2 protein-coding genes are annotated in these 2,936 nt (G+C 67.0%); one reads left to right on the top strand and one right to left on the bottom strand.

The genetic code is table 11. The annotated features are described in order from the left end of the window. Positions 1–103 precede the first annotated feature (103 nt). A complete protein-coding gene (locus IRZ30_RS16800) occupies positions 104–1,069 on the bottom strand; it encodes an agmatinase family protein (protein ID WP_294086834.1) in 966 nt (321 codons plus the stop codon). 478 nt (positions 1,070–1,547) lie between these two features. Between IRZ30_RS16800 and IRZ30_RS16795 the strand changes: the two genes are divergently transcribed. Then, entirely contained in the window at positions 1,548–2,855 is a 1,308-nt protein-coding gene (locus tag IRZ30_RS16795; protein ID WP_294086833.1) for a branched-chain amino acid ABC transporter substrate-binding protein, read from the top strand. Positions 2,856–2,936 lie beyond the last annotated feature (81 nt).

Genomic DNA, 2,936 nt, shown 5'->3' with positions numbered 1-2,936 from the left:
GGGGGCTGCGCCCCCCGGCGGCGGACCCGGGGGGGGGCCCGGGGGGGGGGGGGGGGGGCCCCGGGCTCCGCTGCGAGACGGCCCAGCATCGTGCAACGGCACCTCACGCGCGGTGGACGTACCCACCGAGGAAGGTCAGGATCGCGGTGCAGGCCGTGCGGGCAGTGATCTCGTGGATGTCGCGCGTCGGGTCCACCTCGACCACGTCGAGCCCCCACACCGACGGCGCCCGGCCCAGCAGGTACATCGCCTCGAGTAGGTCGTACGGGTCGAGTCCCTCCGCCGTCACCACCCCGGTGCCGGGCCCGTAGGCCGCGGCCAGCACGTCGATGTCGAGCGACACGTACACCAGATCGGTTCCGTCGGAGGCGCGGGTGATCGCCTCGTCCATCACGTCGGTGATCCCTCGCCGGCGGATCTCGCGGGCTGAGATCACCCGTACGCCTTGCTCCAGCGCGTACTGGTGGTAGTGCGCCGAGTTGCCGAAGCCGTGGATGCCGAGCTGCACGAGGTTCTTGCCCTGCAGGCCGTAGCCCCCCTCCAGGATGCGGCGGAAGGGGGTGCCGTGCGTCGGGCCGAAGTCCGGACCGCGCAGGTCATAGTGAGCGTCGAACTGCACGATGCCGATTCGGGCGTCCGGGCGCACGTTGTGAATCGCGGCGATGATCGGCCAGGTGATCGAGTGGTCCCCACCTAGCGCGATCGGGAAGAAGCGCTGGCCGCGCAGGAGATCGGTGAAGCACTCCTCGATCTGCTGCAGCGCACGCGGGACATCGAGCAGATCCGTCTGCACGTCGCCGACGTCGCGCACCGTCAGGTCGCTGATGTCCACCTCGTAATCGACGGACCACGTCGTGAAGTACGCGAACGCGCTCCGAATCGCGTTCGGCCCGCCGTCGGTACTGCTTCCCCGGATGCTGGCGCGCGAGAAGGGCACGCCGATCAGTCCGAAGTCCATCGGCTCTTGACCGTCCCACGCCTGGATCCAGTTGCCGACGCGGATCTCCCCCACATCGTGCCAGGGCGCTCGCCGCACCAGGGACGGCGGCGCGAGATGACGAATCTCCATCAGCCCCTCCTCGTCCGCGGGTAGCCCACAACCACTTTCGCTGTATGAGCGACCGCCGGTCATCATATCGAACGTGTCGCGGCGGGTACACACACCGCAAACGAATTACACCGTCGCCATTGAGGCAGGCCGCAACACCCTGGACAGGTACATGGCAACGTGCGTATACTCCGCTCTGCGAGTCCACGATAGACGACGGGCGACGATTCGTCCAACACGCGGATGATGTGCGCGCCCTGGAGAGCGAATGACCAGGGCGGGAACGGCGCGGCGGGTCCGGCCAGTTTCGCGGGGGAGTGATCCCGCGGTGCTGCGTGGTGTGCCGCGCTGCACGGAGGCTGCGCGACACCGGGACCACGTGTGAGACGGCGGCCGCCCCGCCGGGGGAAGGAGGCGGTAATCCCGGGCAGTAGGCACTGAACTGTATGACGCGTGCGGCTCGCGTGTCAGGTCACGAGGAGGAACGAGGAGGAGTTTCATGCGACGGAATTCGTTCCGGATTCCGATCTTCCTGATCATCCTTGCACTGCTGCTACCCATGATCGCGGCATGCGGGAGTGCAGAGGAGAACGAGGGAAGCGGAGGGGGCGGATCGAGCCCCACCCAAACCAGTTCTTCGGCTTCCCCATCCACCGGTGGTGGGAGCGCTGAGGCGACCAAGGGCACGATCAAGATCTACTCCAGTTGGCCGCTGACCGGGTCATCCCAGAAGCTCGGGCAGGACATGGTCAACGCCGTGCGGATGGCGATTGAGGACCACAACAACGGCGTCGCGGCCGGCTACAAGATCGAGTACATCCCGCTCGATGACGCCACCGCGGCCCAGGGCACGTGGGACGCCGGCAAGGAAGCCGAGAACGCCAACTCGGTCGTGGCGGACCCGGATGCCATGGTCTACATCGGCACGTACAACTCGGGCGCGGCCAAGATCTCCATCCCGATCCTGAACGAGGCCGGCATGGCCATGATCAGCCCCGGCAACACCTACCCCGGTCTGACCAAGGACATCGAGGGCGTGGTGGAAGAGAACGAGCCCGATGTCTACTACCCGACCGGCGAGCGCACGTACTGCCGGGTCGTCCCGAGCGATGAGATCCAGGGCGTCGCAGCCACCTGGGCCAAGGAGCTTGGCGCGGAGAAGGTCTACGTCCTCCACGACACGCAGCTCTACGGCTACGGTATCGCCGTGGTGTTCGAGCAGACGGCGCGCGAACTCGGCCTCGAGGTCCTCGGCATGGAGGGCATCGACTACAAGGCGTCCGATTACCGTGCGCTGATGACCAAGATCAAGGGCATGGACCCGGATCTGATCTTCTTCGGCGGCGTGACGGACACCAACGCCGGGAAGCTCGTCCAGGACATGCGCGCCGTCGGGATGACCGACGTCATGTTCATGGGCCCGGACGGCATCTTCAACGACGACTTCATCAGAGCTGCCGGCCCGGCGGCCGAGGGCGTCTACGCCACCTTTGGTGGTCTCCCGCCGTCCCAGCTCACCGGCAAGGGCGCCGAGTGGTATCAGCGCTACAAGGAGAAGTTCAACTCCGAGCCGGATGCCTACGCGGTCTACGCGTACGAGGCGGCTTCCGTCGTAATGCAGGCCATCGAGAAGGCCGGGACGAAGGATCGGAAGGCGATCCTCGACGCCATCAAGAGCACCAAGGACTTCGACGGACTGCTGGGCACCTGGAGCTTCACCGAGACGTGCGACACCGACTCCACCAAGATGAGTGGGAACGTCGTCAAGGACGGCAAGTGGGAGTTCGTCAAGCAGCTCGGCGGCTGAGGCGAGCCCCCGTGGGGGGGGGGGGGGGGGTGGCACCCCCCGCCCCCCCCCCCCCCCAGGGGGGGGGTTTCGCCGCACAAA

The sequence above is a fragment of the Sphaerobacter sp. genome (assembly GCF_019683595.1).
In the GTDB taxonomy this organism is placed as follows: domain Bacteria; phylum Chloroflexota; class Chloroflexia; order Thermomicrobiales; family Thermomicrobiaceae; genus Sphaerobacter.
This window is presented reverse-complemented; position numbering and strand designations above follow the sequence as displayed.